Source organism: Blautia hansenii (assembly GCF_013304445.1).
In the GTDB taxonomy this organism is placed as follows: domain Bacteria; phylum Bacillota; class Clostridia; order Lachnospirales; family Lachnospiraceae; genus Blautia.
In genome coordinates this window covers 34164-47963 of sequence record NZ_JAAITA010000022.1, presented here as the reverse complement: position 1 = coordinate 47963, position 13800 = coordinate 34164, and the positions used below count along the sequence as shown (strand labels likewise).

The following is a 13800-nucleotide window of genomic DNA, read 5'->3' as shown; positions in this document are numbered from 1 at the left end:
TAATGACATATCTTATATCAGTTTTTTGAGTTTACACAAAACTTGAAACGGTCTCTTTACTGTTGCTGATGAAAATAATGAGGAATATATTATGATTGTAAATCTATAACCGAAAGCTACAGTTTACCGAACTAAACTTTCAACTGAATAACCACAGCACAAACCGCTGCTACATGGAAGCCAACACAACCATGCAACAGCGGTTTTTTCTTTACCGTTTTTTCCTCTGGCTGATAGGCGTTCCCATTTTCTTTGATTTTTTGAGAATCCGAATCAGCCAGCGAAATTCTTCGTCTGACAGATTTTTATAGTTGATACCGAGCTGCTTGCAGTAAAGAACAACCAGCTTTTCATCCCGGCTGCCCTTGAAATTTTCGACCGCTTCCAGATTTTCTTTCAGTTCATCGGCAACGGTGGTCTGGGGAGCACTTTCGCTGTCTTTTTTGTGAGCTTCCCGAATATCCCGGATAATGAGGTTGAGGTCATCCAGAACCATGTGACTGAAATATTCATCATCGCTGATATGGGCGGCTTGCAGCACTTTCAAATGCGGGTCATCTTCGCCGGGGCGATACCGTTCAATGATTTCATGCCGGACGGTATCAACAAGGGCATTGAGGTTTTGGATTTGCATGGTGGCAATCCCATCCACATAAATCTCAATGTCCGCAAGAAACTTGATAAAGTCCTTATGGGTGGCAAGTTCGCAGAGCAGGCGGTTGTTAATCCGACCGCTTTTCAGAAGTGCAACCATCTCATCATTCAAATACAGCTCTGTTAGTGGCGTGTTAATCTGCTCCCGGTTCTCTGTCCGGCACAGCAGATAATCAACGGAAACCCCATAGAAGTCTGCCAGCGTGATAAGGTTGCCATGATTGATTTCTTTATAATCCTCTTTCTCATAACTGCCAAGGGCTGATTTGGAAATACCCGTCAGCTCTGATAATTCTTCCAGATTTAAGCCTTTGTCCTTGCGGAGTTCCCAAAGGCGTTCCTGTATGCTTGTTGCTCCTTTCATGGGTGCACGCTCCTTTCCGGCGGTTTCATTGCTGCCGTTTAACTGGATTATATCACACTTTCCGCAATCGTGGAAATTTCTGATTTTTGTCCTTAATTCCTATTTTGTGGACATACGGCACGGGGCACAAAAATGTTCTATGATACAGGTAGTTCATCGATGGATTATTCCAATCGAATGACCAGCCTGTGTGGGATATGCTTCCCCGGCGATGTAGCGCCATGACTTTTGGCAGGGATGTGGAGGAACCCTGACTGAAACGAGCGTACCAAAGGGAGCGATACGCCGCTGTGAGATTCAGGGGAGGAACGACACCGGGGAGAACTGGCGAACTGACACCGAAATGATACCGAAACACGACAATCTGATAGGGGGATATTCTACCCTATCGCTGATACTTCGGGAGATTTTAAGCGGCTCTATGAGCGTAATTTTGCCGAAAATCGCCCCGAAACCATACACTAAAACGGGAGGAAGCGTAAAATGCCGAGAATGAGCAAAAAGAGGAAGCATGAGCTTTCCTTTTACCTCAATGACCGGGGGCGTGTCACTTACAACGAATTATGCCGGAAATGCCAGCATGAATGCAAGCAGAGCTTCCGGGCGGTTGTGGTTGACTGCCCCCGTTATTTATCCAAACGAGCAAAGAAAAAGGAGGAACACACCGAATGAATTTTGAATTTATGACGATAGACACACCCTTGCCGTCCTGTATGCCATTTCCCAGAGCGTTGACAGGATTTCCAGTCAGCAGCACCGCAAAGGTCATGTACTGCCGGATGTTGGACGCCATGCTATCCAAAGGGCAGGAGGACGAGAACGGAATCCTGTTTGTCTGCTTCCCTGTCACAGCTATTGCCGCAGTCCTGTCCCGCAGTCCCATGACGGTCAAGCGTTCTCTGAATGAACTGGAAACCGCCGGACTTATCATGCGGGTGCGTCAGGGCGTGGGAGAACCGAATAGAATTTATGTGCTGATACCGGGAAAGGAGGACGCTGCCCTTGCCTGATACCTCAAAGCTGGAAAAGCTCAACCGGGAGTTGGAGAAAAGCGAAAAGAAACTGCGGAAAGCCATCAATGATGAAAAGGCATTGCAGCACCAGTTAAAGCAGCTTACCCGAAAGGAACGGACGCACCGGCTCTGTACTCGTGGCGGTATGCTGGAAAGTTTTCTGCAAGAGCCGGAACGCCTGACAGATGATGATGTCATGCTGTTGTTGAAACTCATTTTTCACAGGCAGGACACGCAGGAACTATTGAAAAAACTGCTGGAACGGGAGAAGCCGGAAACCCCTTAGTTTACTAAGGGCGCAATTATACACCACCCAGAGGTTGGTGCATTGCGTTCTCCGAAGGCTCCTCGCCGGAGGGCTGTGATTTTCCGCAGTCATGGTCTGCTTCAAATCAAACAGGGGACGCTACGCTTCCCCTGCGCTGGCTGCCGCCAGCTACCCTTTTGTGGACTTGCCATCTGGGGACATCTTGCGTTGCAAGCTGTTCCCAGCCGACAAGTTTCATAAAATATGCTATCTTTTTGATAGGCAGTGAAGTATAATGAAGATGACAACAAATATGAATTTTAAAAAGGAGTGTGATGACCATGATTTTTGATTTTGAGCCTTGGCAATTAGATATTGATATTGACTTAACTAAACAATTATATAGAAGTTGTAAAGGAGACTTTGTATGGGTAGAAAAGAAATAACAACAAAAGAAGATTTAATGAAAGTAATAGAATTATTCGAAAATACTGGAATTACATACTGGTTGGATGGCGGATGGGGTGTAGATATTTTAGCTGGTAAACAAACAAGAATTCATAGAGATATAGATATAAATTTTGATGCTCAACATACGGAAAAATTGTTAAATGTGCTTTTGAATCTGGGCTATAAAATTGATACAGACTGGAAACCGGTTAGAATAGAGTTATATAGTGATGAACTTGGTTACTTAGACATTCACCCGTTCGTTTTAAATGAGGACGGAACTTCAAAACAAGCTGATTTAGAGGGTGGATGGTATGAGTTTGAAAAAGATTACTTTGGTAGTGTTTTTTTTGAAGGCAAAACAATTCCTTGTATATCTTTAAAAGGCCAAAAAGTTTTCCATTCAGGTTATGAATTAAGAGATAAAGATAAGCATGATATTTCAATTCTTGAAAGTTTATCAAAATAACATCGCTGTAATTTCTAAGATAAATTGCAGTTTGTCAACTTCACATCGGGTCAACTTGCCCCGAACTTTTATAACTAAATACCCGCCGCCCACACAGCGGCACACCGAGCAGGAAATCTGAAAAGGTCTCCTGCTTTTTTTCTGCCCCAAATGAGGTGGTAAAACGCCACCCCATCCACCAATTACCGAAAGGAGGGACACGAAATGCCCTGTCCACACAACGAAATCACGATTGTTCAGCGCAGCCAGCGGCAGTCTGCGGTTGCCGCCGCTGCTTACCAGAGTGGCGAAAAGCTGTTCTGTGAATACGACCAGCAAGTGAAGCACTACCCGGAAAAGCGTGGTATCGTCCACAATGAAATCCTGCTCCCGGCAAATGCCCCACGGTCGTATGCAGACCGCAATACTCTATGGAACGCCGCCGAAGCGGTGGAGAAACAATGGAACTCCCAGCTTGCAAGGCGGTGGGTGCTTACCATCCCCAGAGAGATACCGCCTGACCAGTACGCTGTCCTTGTCCGGGAGTTTTGTGAACAGCAGTTTGTTTCCAAAGGTATGATTGCTGACTTTGCCATCCATGACCCCCACCCGCCGGGACATAATCCCCACGCCCATGTCCTGCTCACTATGCGGGCAATGGACGAACATGGGAAATGGCTTCCCAAGAGCCGCAAGGTTTATGACCTTGACGAGAATGGGGAACGGATAAAGCTGCCATCCGGCAGGTGGAAAAGCCACAAGGAGGATATGGTGGACTGGAACGACCAGAAGTATTGTGAAATCTGGCGGCATGAATGGGAGGTCATCCAGAACCGCTATCTGGAAGCCAATGACCGCCCGGAGCGTGTGGACTTGCGTTCCTATGCCAGACAGGGGCTTGATATAGTCCCCACTGTCCATGAGGGAGTTGCTGTCCGGCAGATGGAAAAGCGAGGTATCCAGACGAATATCGGCAACCTGAACCGGGAAATCAGAGCCGCCAACAGCTTAATGCAGTCCATCAGGCAGCTCATCCACAACCTCAAAGGCTGGATTACCGAGCTGGGCGAAAAACGGAAAGAGCTGCTTGCACAAAAAGCGGCGGAGGAAGCGACACTTCTTCCCAATCTGCTGATGAAGTATATGGAGATACGAAAGGAAGAACGGAAGGACTGGACAAGGGCTGGACAGAACCGGGGGACTTCACAGGACTTAAAGGCAGTCAGCGAAGCCCTGTCCTATCTCCGTCAAAAGGGGCTTTCTACTGTGGAGGACTTAGAAGCATTTCTGGAATCTTCCGGGAAATCAGCCGCAGATTACCGCAATCAGATGAAGCCAAAGGAAGCCCGAAGCAAAGTGATTGATGGGATTCTTGCCAGCCGGACAGACTGCAAAGAATGTAAGCCTGTCTATGAGAAATACCAGAAGATATTTTTTAAGAAAACAAAGGAGAAATTCAAACAGGAACACCCGGAGGTTGCCCGGTATGAGAAAGCCGCCGCCTACCTTGCCAAGCATCCGGACGATAAGGACAGTACCCAAAAGGAGCTGCAAGAGGAGCAGGAAACGCTTCTGGAAGAAATTGCAGCTCTGAAAACACCGCTGACCGAGGTACAGGAGGATTTGAAGAAGCTGCGGGACATCCGCTACTGGGTACGGAAAGCCACACCCGGCACAGAGGAAAGTAAAGAGCCGCCCAAAAAGCAGCCTATCAAGGAAGTCTTGCAGGATAAGACTGACGAGAAAAAAGCACAAAGAACCACCCCGGCACAGGAGAAACACAGACAACAGGATATGGAACTTTAACAGGCACTTGCCATTTTCAATCAGAGAATGTCAGGTGCTTTTCTTATTTTCAAGGAGGGATAGATTTGAATGTATTTGAAGCTGTGAAGCAGTCCGTCACAACAAGACAGGCTGCGGAGCATTATGGAATCCGTATAGGTCGGAACGGGATGGCTTGCTGCCCGTTCCATAACGATAAAACCCCAAGCATGAAGCTGGATCGGCGTTACCACTGCTTCGGCTGCGGTGCGGATGGGGATGTGATTGATTTTGCCGCCGCTCTGTATGGGCTGGGAAAGAAAGAAGCCGCCGTACAACTGGCACAGGACTTCGGGCTTTCCTATGAGGACTGGAAGCCGCCGGGAAAGGCGAAAAAGCCCAAGCCCCGGCAGAAATCCACGGAGGAACAGTTTCAGGAAGCAAAGAACCGCTGCTTCCGTATTCTTGCCGATTATCTCCACCTACTTCGAGTGTGGAGAAAGGAATATGCCCCGCACTCCCCGGAGGAAGCCTTTCATCCCCGGTTTGTGGAAGCCTTACAGAAGCAAGCCCAAGTGGAATATCTGCTGGATGTGCTTCTGTTCGGGGAAACAGAGGAAAAAGCGGCTTTGATTACGGACTACGGAAAGGATGTGATACAGCTTGAACAGCGAATGGCAGAGCTTGCAGCCGCAGACGCAGCAAGAACTAAAAAACACCATGAACGCCATGCAGCCGCCCCAGAGCATTGAGGAAATCAAGGCGGGGCTGGAAACTACCGAGAAAGGCGGTGTGCGTCAGAGCATACGGAACTGCCTGACCGTATTCCAGCGTGACCCGCTGCTCTCCAGGGCTATCGCATACAACATCCTGACTGACCGCAAGGACATCATAAAGCCCATTGGCTTCCACAGAGAAAGCACCGCCTTAAACGATACGGATATGAAGTATCTGCTTCTCTATCTGGAAGAAACCTATGGGCTTACCAATGAGAAAAAGATTGATAACGCCATCGGGATTGTGGCGAATGAAAACAAGTACCATCCCATCCGGGACTATCTCAATACCCTTGTGTGGGACGGGACAGAGCGAATCCGTTTCTGCCTGCGGCACTTTCTGGGGGCTGACGCAGACGATTACACCTATGAAGCGTTGAAGCTGTTCCTGCTGGGTGCAATCTCACGAGCCTTTCAGCCGGGATGCAAATTTGAAATCATGCTCTGTCTGGTAGGCGGTCAGGGGGCTGGCAAGTCCACCTTCTTCCGTCTGCTGGCAGTCCGGGACGAGTGGTTCTCCGATGATTTGCGGAAGTTGGACGATGACAATGTGTACCGCAAGCTGCAAGGTCACTGGATTATCGAAATGTCGGAAATGATGGCAACCGCCAACGCCAAGAGCATTGAGGAAATCAAGTCATTTTTAAGCAGACAGAAAGAGGTTTACAAGATACCCTATGAAACCCATCCGGCAGACCGCCCCCGTCAGTGCGTGTTTGGCGGCACTTCCAATGCCCTTGACTTCCTGCCCCTTGACCGTTCCGGCAACCGCCGCTTTATCCCGGTCATGGTGTACCCGGAGCAGGCGGAAGTTCACATTTTGGAGGACGAAGCCGCTTCCAGAGCCTATATCGGACAGATGTGGGCAGAAGCGATGGAGATTTACCGAAGCGGCAGGTTCAAGCTGGCGTTCAGCCCCGCCATGCAGCGGTATCTCAAAGAACACCAGCGGGATTTTATGCCGGAGGACACCAAAGCCGGGATGATACAGGCATATCTTGATAAGTACACCGGGAGCATGGTCTGCTCCAAGCAGCTCTACAAGGAAGCCTTAAACCATGCCTTTGACGAGCCGAAGCAATGGGAAATCCGGGAAATCAACGAGATAATGAACCAGTGCATTTCCGGGTGGCGGTACTTCCAGAACCCCAGAATGTTTTCCGAATATGGCAGACAAAAGGGCTGGGAGCGTGAAACCCCGGCAACGGACTTATGCAACCCGTCTGAAAAAACGATGGACGGTTTTGTGGAGGTCACAGAACAGATGGAGCTTCCATTCTGATAATGACAGCCCGTTGCACCCCCTGTTGCTATCCCGTTGCCGAGCCGGTTGCCGGGGAAAATCCCTTATTTCTGGGCTTTTCTCCCTTATAACAACCAAAACAACAGAAAAATAAAAGAAAAGTATAAATAGTAACCATCGCCAGATTGAGATTGTTTGCAAGGTCTTTTGAAGCCCGTTGCCGGACTTCGTTGCCGACACCCTCTGTCTGGCTGTTTTCATGTATGGAGGATAACTGCCTATGGCAAAAAACAAAACAGAGATTCATGTGACCACTGTATTTGACGGGGAGCTGGACGCCACCGATGTGTTCGTCAGCCTGATTTCCCAGAAATACGGAAAGACAAATACAAAAGAATATCTTGCTAAAAAGAAAGATATAGGCTATAATGAAGATGAGGTTCAAAAGAGCCAGATACCGTCTGGATTGTGTGGGTAAATGGCTATGATGAACGAAATGGAATATAGAACAATCGGAAAAGCACTTGCCGGGGGTTATCGTGCGGCGGTCTATTGCAGGCTGTCAAAGGACGATGACCTGCAAGGCGAAAGTGCCAGTATCGCAAACCAGCGGGATATGCTAGAAAAATACTGCGAAAAGCAGGGATGGGAGGTTGTGGCAGTCTATCAGGACGATGGCTTCACAGGTCTTAATATGGAGCGTCCTGATTTACAGAGAATGTTGAGAGCCATTGAGCGCAGGCAAATCAACCTTGTCATCACGAAAGACCTCAGCCGACTGGGGCGTAACTATCTGCAAACCGGGCATTTGATTGAGGACTTTTTTCCAAGAAATGGTGTCCGCTATATCGCCATGAATGACGGTATCGACACCCTGCGGGATAACAACGATATTGCCCCGTTCAAGAATATCCTGAACGAGATGTACAGCAAGGATATTTCCAAGAAAGTCCATTCCTCTTATCTTCTGAAAGCGCAGAAAGGACAGTTTACCGGGTGTCTTGCCCCGTTTGGGTATCGGAAAGACCCGGAGGACAAAAACCATCTGCTCATTGATGAGGAAACCGCCCCGATTGTGCGGCTGATTTTCGGATATGCCCTAAATGGTCATGGTCCCAACTATATCCGCAGACGGCTGGAGGAAGAAAAAATCCCCTGCCCCACATGGTGGAACCGGGAACGGGGGCTTCGCAATACCAGCACAAAATGGGAAAAGAAAGACCCGGAAAACGGGCGGTATATGTGGGACTTCTCCGTTATCAAAGACCTTTTGATGAATCCCGTCTACACTGGGGCGATTGCTTCCCAGAAAAAGGACTACCGCTTCAAAATCGGCACGATAGGGGAAAAGAAGCCGGAGGACTGGATTGTGGTGGAGGGACAGCATGAACCGCTGATTGACCGCATGAGCTTTGACATTGTGCAGAACAAGCTGAAATCCCGTCAGCGTCCGGGGCAGACCAATGAAATCAGCCTGTTTGCCGGACTGTTAAAATGCGGCGAGTGTGGGAAGTCGCTGACGGTACGCTACACAAACGCAAAACATCCCCAGCGGATTTATTCCTGCAAGACCTACAACGCCTTTGGAAAAAACCACTGCACCCAGCACCGGATTGATTATGACACCCTTTACAGCCATGTGCTGCGGAAAATCCGGGAATGTGCCAGAGCTGCCCTGATGGACGGGGAAGCGGTTGCCGACCGCCTGACCAATACCTGTGAAGCAGAGCAGCGGGAACAGCGGGAAGCAATGGAACGCTCCCTTACAAGGGACGAAGAACGGATTGAGGTTCTGGACAAAATGGTAATGCGGCTTTATGAGGATATGATTGCAGGGCGTATCAGTGAGCAGAATTTCAACACCATGTTGGAAAAGACACAGACCGAGCAGACGGAGCTTAAAACCAGAGTGTCCGAGGGCAGAAAGCGGCTGTCCGATGAAATCCAGCTTGCCAATGACGCAAAACAATGGGTGGAAGCCATTCAGGAATATGCCAACATCACAGAGCTGGACGCAGCCACCCTCAACCGCTTAATCAAAGAAATCGTCGTGCATGAACGCATTGACGAAGATAAAACAAGACACATTTCTATCGAAATTCATTTTAATCTCAAACCCATCCCGGAGGTGGAACAGGTCACTGCCTGACCTGTCCCGCCGGGACGGTTCTCTTAACAACACCATATAGATTTTTTGTACGCCGCCGCCCGCCATCGAGCAAGGTTTTACTCCTAATTAGGGATAAAACAGCTGATGGCAGGAGGCGGTGTCGTTCTGATCGGCACCCAGCTGGTACCGTTACTGTCCGGATTGTTCAGCTGAGAGAAGCAGGAGGGAGATGACTCATGGATCGGATATTTGAAGCGATTGAAGAATGGATGAGGAATCTTCTGACAGGCATGGTAAGTTCCAACCTGACAACAATGTATACCGATGTCAATGAAAAGACCGGTCAGATTGCTGCTCAGGTTGGGCAGACACCGCAGGGCTGGAATGGCAGCATTTACAGCATGATACAGAATCTTTCCGAGTCGGTCATTGTACCGATTGCCGGTATGATTATCACATTTGTACTTTGTTATGAGCTGATCTCCATGTTGACGGAAAAGAACAACATGCACGACATCGACACCTGGATGTTCTTTAAATACTTTTTCAAGATGTGGGTGGCAGTCTGGATTGTCAGCCATACCTTTACGATCACGATGGCGGTATTTGATGTCGGGCAGTCCGTAGTCAGCCGGGCAGCTGGGGTTATCAGTTCTGATACAGCGATCAATATAGATACGATGATCTCTACGATGGAGACAGCGATGGAATCTATGGAGATTGGTGAACTTGTCATACTGGCACTGGAAACGATGCTTGTAAGCCTGTGTATGAAGATTATCTCAGTCTTTATTACAGTGATTTTGTATGGACGTATGATTGAGATTTATCTCTATTCGTCCGTTGGAGCGATCCCGTTTGCAACCATGTCCAACCGGGAATGGGGGCAGATCGGGAACAACTATCTTCGTGGATTGTTTGCACTGGCATTCCAGGGATTTTTTATGATGGTCTGCGTGGGAATCTATGCGGTCCTGGTCGCAAACATCCAGATGTCAGATAACATACATTCTGCATTGTTCGGCGTGATGGCATACACGGTGATCCTGTGTTTCAGTCTGATGAAAACAGGAAACTTTGCCCGCAGTATCTTTAACGCCCACTAAGAAAGGAGGAACTGGCAATGGCATTTGTATCTGTGCCTAAAGACTTAACCAAGGTCAAGAATAAGATCATTTTCAACCTGACGAAACGGCAGCTAATCTGCTTTGGGATTGCGGCGGCAGTAGGGCTTCCGTTTTATTTCTTAAGCAGGGGAATCATTGGTTCCAGTAACGCAGCGACCGGGATGTGCCTTCTTATGCTTCCGGCATTTTTGTTTGCCATGTATGAGAAGGATGGACTTCCGTTAGAAAAGGTCTTAAAAAACATGATCACCGTAAAATTTATCCGTCCTCCGGTACGCAAGTACCAGATGGAAAATATGTACGAGAAAAAGTATACCGTGGTCAGAAAGAAGAAAGGGGGAACGAAGGGTGTTAAAAAGAAAAAACGATAGACAGCCGCCACAGAGCTTAGATGAATTATATCCGGATGATTACTGGCTGGATGAGGAGGATGGAGAAGAAGAACTTCCAGACCCCGCAATGAAAAAGAAATCAGTAAGTGGCAGACTGCACGATGAGCCAATGGTGACAGGGTATGAAGCACTGGAACGCCAAAGAGGTGTCCGCAGACCGAACCGGAAACTGACACGCAGGGAAAAGAAAGCCCTCAAAAGGGCACAGAAATATGAAGAAAAACTGCATAAGGAACATGAAAAAGCGGATAAGAAAAATGCGAAAAAGGAAGCAAAACTGGCAGCCAAAGCAGAAAAGCAGGCAGTGCGTGACGCAAAGAAAAATGCGAAGAAGAAAAAGAACAGACCTGCCGCAGCACCGCCGGGGCAGCGTCCGGCAGGAAAAGCGGTTTCCGGAACGAAAAGCAGTGGAACAGGAAAGAAAACATCGGATAGTGCCAGGGATAAAAGGATCACTGCACAGCAGTCGATTCCATACCATGAGATGGGAAGGGACGGTATCTGTCGGGTGCAGGACAAGTTTTATTCCAAGACGATCCGTTTTTATGACATCAACTATCAGCTGGCACAGAATGAAGATAAGAACGCCATCTTTGAAAACTGGTGTGATTTCCTGAATTACTTTGACAGCACAATTCATTTTCAGCTGTCCTTTATCAACCAGCACAGCAACATGGCAGAGTATGAGAAAGTCATTCATATCAATCCGCAGGAAGATGAATTTGATGACCTGCGTATGGAGTTTGCCCAGATGCTTAATAATCAGTTGGCAAAAGGAAATAACGGGCTGATGCGTACCAAATATATCACATTTGGGATTGAAGCGGAGAATATCCGGGAAGCACGACCAAAACTGGAACGTATCGAGTCGGATATTCTGAACAATTTTAAGATTCTTGGGGTATCTGCTTATCCGCTGAATGGGGAGGAACGGTTACAGATCATGTATGAAACCTTTAACCAGGACAGCAAAGTTCCGTTCCATTTCTCTTATGATGATGTGCTTCGGACAGGGCTTAGTACCAAGGATTATGTCGCACCGACCAGTTTTGTATTTAAGAGTGGAAAAGATTTTGAGATGGGCGGCACGATGGGAGCTGTTTCCTATTTACAGATCCTTGCACCGGAACTTACCGACAAGATGCTGGCAGAGTTTTTGGAGATGGACAGCAACCTGATGGTGAATTTCCATATCCAGTCCATCGACCAGATGAAGGCAATCAAGCTGGTAAAAAGCAAGGTGACGGATATTAACCGTATGAAGATCGAGGAACAGAAAAAAGCAGTCCGGGCAGGCTATGACATGGACATTATCCCTTCGGACTTAAATACATACGGTGGGGAAGCAAAAAGGCTTCTGGAAGATCTACAGTCCAGAAATGAGCGAATGTTCCTTGTAACAGCATTGTTCTTAAATACTGCACCGACCAGACAGGAACTGGAAAATGTGGTGTTCCAGACTGCCGGTATCGCACAGAAATATAACTGTGCATTGAAACGGCTGGATTACCAGCAGGAGACGGGACTGATGAGCTGCCTGCCGCTTGCGGTGAATTTTGTACCGATCAAACGGGCACTGACAACGACATCCACGGCAATTTTTGTCCCGTTTACCACACAGGAATTATTTATGGCTGGGGAATCTATTTATTATGGATTAAATGCCCTGTCCAATAACCTTATCATGGCAGACAGGAAGAAACTGAAGAACCCGAACGGACTGATTCTTGGTACACCGGGTTCCGGTAAGTCGTTTGCGGCAAAACGAGAGATTGCAAATGCATTTATCGTGACGAAAGATGACATTATCGTCTGTGACCCGGAGGGGGAGTATTATCCGTTAGTCCGGGCATTTCATGGCCAGGTGATCCGTATTTCCCCGACCAGCCACGATTATATCAATCCGATGGATATTAACCTGGATTACGCTGACGATGATGACCCGCTTTCCTTAAAATCGGACTTCATCCTGTCTCTTTGTGAGCTGGTAGTAGGCGGAAAGAACGGACTGGAGCCGGTTGAAAAGACCGTCATTGACCGATGCGTAAGGCTGGTCTATCAGGATTTCCTTTCTGACCCGGTACCGGAAAAAATGCCGATCTTAGAGGATTTATATAATCTTCTCCGTAATCAGAAAGAGCAGGAAGCACAGCGTCTGGCAACGGCACTGGAGATTTATGTCAATGGTTCCTTAAAAGTGTTTAACCATAGAACCAACGTGGAACTGAGTAACCGTATCGTATGTTTTGACATTAAGGATCTGGGAAAACAGCTGAAAAAACTGGGTATGCTGATCGTGCAGGACCAGGTGTGGAACAGGGTAACGGTCAACCGTTCTGCGAATAAGAGTACCAGATATTACATTGATGAGTTCCATCTGCTCTTAAAAGAGGAGCAGACGGCAGCATACAGTGTGGAGATCTGGAAGCGTTTCCGTAAATGGGGTGGTATCCCTACGGGTATCACACAGAACGTAAAAGACCTGTTAGCCAGCCGGGAGATTGAGAACATCTTTGAAAACTCGGACTTTATCCTGATGCTCAACCAGGCATCTGGTGACAGACAGATCCTTGCAAAACAGCTCAACATTTCCCCTCACCAGCTTTCTTATGTAACGAACAGCGGGGAAGGTGAGGGACTGGTCTTTTATGGCAGTACCATTATCCCGTTCAAGGATAAGTTTGATAATTCCCTGATGCTGTATGCCCTGATGACTTCTAAGCCGGATGAGGTGGAAAAGCGTAAGAAACTTGGTATCGGAGAACGGGACGATTAAAGAAATAAACGAAACAAAATAAAACAGAGTAGAGGATGAGCCGGAGGAATACTTCCGGCAATTTTTCTGCCCGGAAATCATGGAGGATTACAAGATGGAAGATTACAGAAACATGGAGAGATGCAGCGGCGAACCTTGCTGCATATTTGCAGAAAGAATCTGTGCAGACAATGAAAAGGAGATTTTGAAAATGGAAAAGGACACAAAGGAAAAAGTGACGGCTGATGAAATGATGGATGACCTTATCTATCTGGCGGAACTGATTGATTTCATGGGAATTACATCTTGTCTGGCTGTAAGGGGAACTTTAAGTGAGCGAATGACAGACAAGCTGACGGATTCCATTGCAGGGATGGCAGATGAAGTGTTGGAGAAATGGGAGGACTATCAGGATAAGACAGAATAACCGGGACAAAGCAGTAAAGGGGATGGTCAA

15 protein-coding genes and 1 pseudogene are annotated in these 13800 nt (G+C 47.6%); 14 read left to right on the top strand and 2 right to left on the bottom strand.

Annotated elements, in window-relative coordinates; all coding sequences use genetic code 11:
- Nucleotides 1–211: 211 nt before the first annotated feature.
- Nucleotides 212–1018: a helix-turn-helix domain-containing protein gene (locus tag G5A70_RS13125; protein WP_173750023.1), complete on the bottom strand. Its 807-nt coding sequence runs from the start codon at nt 1016–1018 to the stop codon at nt 212–214.
- Between the two features lie 483 nt (nt 1019–1501).
- Between G5A70_RS13125 and G5A70_RS13120 the strand changes: the two genes are divergently transcribed.
- From G5A70_RS13120 to G5A70_RS13090, 7 genes are all read left to right on the top strand, one after another.
- On the top strand, nt 1502–1690 hold the full coding sequence (locus G5A70_RS13120; RefSeq protein ID WP_173750022.1) for a hypothetical protein: 189 nt from the start codon (nt 1502–1504) through the stop codon (nt 1688–1690).
- On the top strand, nt 1687–2028 hold the full coding sequence (locus G5A70_RS13115; RefSeq protein ID WP_173750021.1) for a DeoR family transcriptional regulator: 342 nt from the start codon (nt 1687–1689) through the stop codon (nt 2026–2028). The genes G5A70_RS13120 and G5A70_RS13115 overlap by 4 nt, the downstream gene beginning before the upstream one ends.
- The gene (locus tag G5A70_RS13110) at nt 2021–2317 is read left to right on the top strand and encodes a DUF3847 domain-containing protein (protein ID WP_002594808.1); all 297 of its coding nucleotides are present in this window, start codon (nt 2021–2023) and stop codon (nt 2315–2317) included. The genes G5A70_RS13115 and G5A70_RS13110 overlap by 8 nt, the downstream gene beginning before the upstream one ends.
- Before the next feature lie 388 nt (nt 2318–2705).
- Entirely contained in the window at nt 2706–3197 is a 492-nt protein-coding gene (locus G5A70_RS13105) for a nucleotidyltransferase domain-containing protein (protein WP_009263190.1), read from the top strand.
- 204 nt (nt 3198–3401) lie between these two features.
- Entirely contained in the window at nt 3402–4982 is a 1581-nt protein-coding gene (gene mobQ / locus G5A70_RS13100; RefSeq protein ID WP_173750020.1) for a MobQ family relaxase, read from the top strand.
- A gap of 65 nt (nt 4983–5047) precedes the next feature.
- On the top strand, nt 5048–5692 hold the full coding sequence (locus G5A70_RS13095) for a CHC2 zinc finger domain-containing protein (protein WP_173750019.1): 645 nt from the start codon (nt 5048–5050) through the stop codon (nt 5690–5692).
- Nucleotides 5661–6998 carry a virulence-associated E family protein gene (locus tag G5A70_RS13090; RefSeq protein ID WP_173750025.1) on the top strand — a complete coding sequence of 446 codons (1338 nt, stop codon included), beginning with the start codon at nt 5661–5663 and terminating at the stop codon, nt 6996–6998. The genes G5A70_RS13095 and G5A70_RS13090 overlap by 32 nt, the downstream gene beginning before the upstream one ends.
- 28 nt (nt 6999–7026) lie before the next feature.
- Here G5A70_RS13090 and G5A70_RS16045 read toward each other — a convergent pair whose 3' ends face one another.
- Complete coding sequence (locus tag G5A70_RS16045; RefSeq protein WP_154557418.1) at nt 7027–7266, bottom strand: tweety protein; 240 nt, start codon at nt 7264–7266, stop codon at nt 7027–7029.
- On the opposite strand from G5A70_RS16045, the gene G5A70_RS13085 reads away from it, so the two are divergent.
- The 7 genes and pseudogenes from G5A70_RS13085 to G5A70_RS13055 all read left to right on the top strand — a co-directional run bounded on the left by G5A70_RS13085 (nt 7240) and on the right by G5A70_RS13055 (nt 13770).
- On the top strand, nt 7240–7437 hold the full coding sequence (locus G5A70_RS13085) for a hypothetical protein (protein ID WP_002569220.1): 198 nt from the start codon (nt 7240–7242) through the stop codon (nt 7435–7437). The genes G5A70_RS16045 and G5A70_RS13085 overlap by 27 nt on opposite strands.
- A complete protein-coding gene (locus tag G5A70_RS13080; RefSeq protein ID WP_173750018.1) occupies nt 7438–9108 on the top strand; it encodes a recombinase family protein in 1671 nt (556 codons plus the stop codon). It abuts the gene before it with no gap.
- 90 nt (nt 9109–9198) lie between these two features.
- Nucleotides 9199–9282 (top strand): annotated as a pseudogene (locus tag G5A70_RS13075) (Maff2 family mobile element protein); the annotation flags it as partial.
- Nucleotides 9283–9305: 23 nt separating this feature from the next.
- A complete protein-coding gene (locus G5A70_RS13070) occupies nt 9306–10175 on the top strand; it encodes a VirB6/TrbL-like conjugal transfer protein, CD1112 family (RefSeq protein ID WP_004612759.1) in 870 nt (289 codons plus the stop codon).
- A 17-nt stretch (nt 10176–10192) separates the two neighbouring features.
- On the top strand, nt 10193–10567 hold the full coding sequence (locus G5A70_RS13065) for a PrgI family protein (RefSeq protein WP_005338480.1): 375 nt from the start codon (nt 10193–10195) through the stop codon (nt 10565–10567).
- Nucleotides 10545–13364, top strand: a complete 2820-nt coding sequence (locus tag G5A70_RS13060) for a VirB4-like conjugal transfer ATPase, CD1110 family (RefSeq protein ID WP_005338479.1) — start codon at nt 10545–10547, stop codon at nt 13362–13364. Before G5A70_RS13065 ends, G5A70_RS13060 begins: the two co-directional genes overlap by 23 nt.
- Nucleotides 13365–13458: 94 nt before the next feature.
- On the top strand, nt 13459–13770 hold the full coding sequence (locus G5A70_RS13055; protein ID WP_005338478.1) for a hypothetical protein: 312 nt from the start codon (nt 13459–13461) through the stop codon (nt 13768–13770).
- The last annotated feature ends 30 nt before the right edge of the window (nt 13771–13800 follow it).

Bases quoted from the DNA above. Each gene is read 5' to 3' on its own strand.
- G5A70_RS13125 (WP_173750023.1), bottom strand. From the start codon at position 1,018: ATGAAAGGAGCAACAAGCATACAGGAACGCCTTTGGGAACTCCGCAAG.
- G5A70_RS13120 (WP_173750022.1), top strand. From the start codon at position 1,502: ATGCCGAGAATGAGCAAAAAGAGGAAGCATGAGCTTTCCTTTTACCTC.
- G5A70_RS13115 (WP_173750021.1), top strand. From the start codon at position 1,687: ATGAATTTTGAATTTATGACGATAGACACACCCTTGCCGTCCTGTATG.
- G5A70_RS13105 (WP_009263190.1), top strand. From the start codon at position 2,706: ATGGGTAGAAAAGAAATAACAACAAAAGAAGATTTAATGAAAGTAATA.
- mobQ (WP_173750020.1), top strand. From the start codon at position 3,402: ATGCCCTGTCCACACAACGAAATCACGATTGTTCAGCGCAGCCAGCGG.
- G5A70_RS13090 (WP_173750025.1), top strand. From the start codon at position 5,661: ATGAACGCCATGCAGCCGCCCCAGAGCATTGAGGAAATCAAGGCGGGG.
- G5A70_RS13085 (WP_002569220.1), top strand. From the start codon at position 7,240: ATGGCAAAAAACAAAACAGAGATTCATGTGACCACTGTATTTGACGGG.
- G5A70_RS16045 (WP_154557418.1), bottom strand. From the start codon at position 7,266: ATGAATCTCTGTTTTGTTTTTTGCCATAGGCAGTTATCCTCCATACAT.
- G5A70_RS13080 (WP_173750018.1), top strand. From the start codon at position 7,438: ATGGCTATGATGAACGAAATGGAATATAGAACAATCGGAAAAGCACTT.
- G5A70_RS13070 (WP_004612759.1), top strand. From the start codon at position 9,306: ATGGATCGGATATTTGAAGCGATTGAAGAATGGATGAGGAATCTTCTG.
- G5A70_RS13065 (WP_005338480.1), top strand. From the start codon at position 10,193: ATGGCATTTGTATCTGTGCCTAAAGACTTAACCAAGGTCAAGAATAAG.
- G5A70_RS13055 (WP_005338478.1), top strand. From the start codon at position 13,459: ATGGAAGATTACAGAAACATGGAGAGATGCAGCGGCGAACCTTGCTGC.